Source organism: Mesorhizobium sp. M1406 (genome assembly GCF_040317555.1).
GTDB lineage: Bacteria > Pseudomonadota > Alphaproteobacteria > Rhizobiales > Rhizobiaceae > Mesorhizobium.
This window is the reverse complement of record NZ_JAMYKW010000175.1, coordinates 1-838: the sequence shown is the minus strand read 5'-3', so window position 1 is coordinate 838 and position 838 is coordinate 1. Positions and strand designations below refer to the sequence as shown.

The window sequence follows — 838 nt, the reverse complement described above, 5'->3', positions numbered from 1 at the left end:
GCAGCCTCCACGCGCAGCCCCGGCAGATCCAATGACCCGACGGTGTTGTTCTGCCAGGCCAGCATCACCTGGAACAACGGCGTGTGATCGAGGGCCCGCGGCGGCTTGACGATCTCGACGACCTGCTCGAACGGCAGGTCCTGATGCTCCTGCGCGGCCAGCGCCGTGCGCCGCGTCCGCTCCAGAAGCTGCGCCAGGCTCGGCGCGCCCGACAGGTCGACCCGCAGCGCCAGCGTGTTGACGAAGAAGCCGATCAGCTCTTCGATCTCGCGCCGGCCGCGATTGGCGCTCGGCACGCCGATCACGACGTCGTCCTGGCCCGACAGGCGCGACAGCACCGCCGCCCACGCCGCCAGCACCGTCATGAACACCGTCGTGCCATGCTGGCTGGCCAGCCGCTTGAGCCCGCGCGTCAGAGCCGCGTCGATGACAACCGGCACACCGGCCCCGGCGAACGACTGCTGGGCCGGCCGCGGCCGGTCCGTCGGCAGCGCAAGCCGGGCCGGAGCCCCGGACAGGGCGTTGCGCCAATACTGCGCCTGGGTCTGCAGCCGTTCCCCCGACAGCCACTGCCGTTGCCAGGCGGCATAATCCGGATACTGGATCGCCAGCGGTGGCAGCGGGTCGTCCTGCCCGGCCACAAACGCCCGGTACAGGCTGTTCAGTTCACGCATCAAGACGCCCATCGACCAGCCGTCGGAGACGATGTGCTGCTGGGTCAGCAGGAAGACGTGCTCCTCATCCGCCAGCCGGATCAGACGCGCGCGCATCAGCGGGCCGCGCGACAGATCGAACGGCGTGTGCGCCTCTTCACGGCACAGATCCGAAAGCGCCGCCT

Annotated in this window: 1 protein-coding gene; it reads right to left on the bottom strand. The window is 69.9% G+C overall.

Annotation, left to right across the window (positions count from 1 at the left end; genetic code table 11):
- A partial coding sequence (locus tag NKH03_RS34810) for a condensation domain-containing protein (protein ID WP_352973363.1) occupies positions 1 to 838 on the bottom strand: 838 nt, incomplete at both ends.